The organism is Bradyrhizobium sp. Leo170, from assembly GCF_004296405.1.
Lineage (GTDB): Bacteria > Pseudomonadota > Alphaproteobacteria > Rhizobiales > Xanthobacteraceae > Bradyrhizobium.
Map to the genome: position 1 here is coordinate 1 of NZ_PSRR01000812.1, position 743 is coordinate 743.

Annotated in this window: 3 protein-coding genes; all 3 read left to right on the top strand. The window is 65.4% G+C overall.

The window, feature by feature from the left end:
- Positions 1 to 191: hypothetical protein (locus CWO89_RS47425; RefSeq protein WP_207234725.1), on the top strand; the 191-nt coding region annotated here is incomplete at its 5' end.
- 35 nt (positions 192 to 226) lie between these two features.
- Positions 227 to 493, top strand: a complete 267-nt coding sequence (locus CWO89_RS44855) for a type II toxin-antitoxin system Phd/YefM family antitoxin (RefSeq protein WP_130584456.1) — start codon at positions 227 to 229, stop codon at positions 491 to 493.
- On the top strand, positions 493 to 743 hold a 251-nt coding region (locus CWO89_RS44860; protein ID WP_130584457.1), incomplete at its 3' end, for a PIN domain-containing protein. The genes CWO89_RS44855 and CWO89_RS44860, both read left to right, overlap by 1 nt.

Consider the following 743-nt stretch of genomic DNA (forward strand, 5'->3'; position numbering starts at 1 on the left):
ATAATGTTGCCTTATCGTTCGTTTTGCTCATGATAGAGAGAATGCCCGATAGCGCCGCCCAAACCTTCGAAAATGGCGCGCCAGAGCGCTCTCAGCCGCCTGAGCGCCCGGCTCCAGGCGGCGATCTTTCTGTCGTCGAGGCGTCGGCACGTCGGCGGCCCATCCTTGACCTCCACGAAGACGCCCTTTAGAATATAGCTAGACTGTCTAGCTAGGAACGTGCAACATGGAATGGCCGCTGCAGGACGCCAAGAACCAGTTTTCCAAGGTGGTGCAGAAGGCCCGCCGCGAAGGCCCGCAGGTCGTGACCCTGCGCGGCGAGCGGGCCGCCGTGGTGCTGTCGGCCGCCGATTACGACGCGCTCCGCTCCGGCCGGCCGACCCTGGTCGACGATCTGCTGGCCGGGCCCAGCTGGGATGACGACCTGGCCGAGGCCGTGACGCAGCGCGCCAAGACCCCCAGCCGTGACCCAACCTTCGACTCGGCCTTCTGATGTATCTGGTCGACACCAATGTCGTCTCCGAGGCGCGGCGCGGCTCTGTGCAGGCCACCGGCTGGCTGCGCGCGGTCGATCCGGCCAGCGTTCACCTCAGCACCCTCACCCTCGGCGAAATCATGCGCGGCATTGCGCTCAAGCAGAAGTCGGACCCGAAGGCGGCTGGCTATCTGGCCGAATGGTTGCGCAAGCTGCGCCACGACCACGCCGACCGCATCCTGGCGGTGACCGACCAGATCTCCGTCGA

What these genes read in the sequence shown, in the direction of transcription:
- CWO89_RS44855 (WP_130584456.1), top strand. Translation starts at nt 227, where the DNA reads ATGGAATGGCCGCTGCAGGACGCCAAGAACCAGTTTTCCAAGGTGGTG.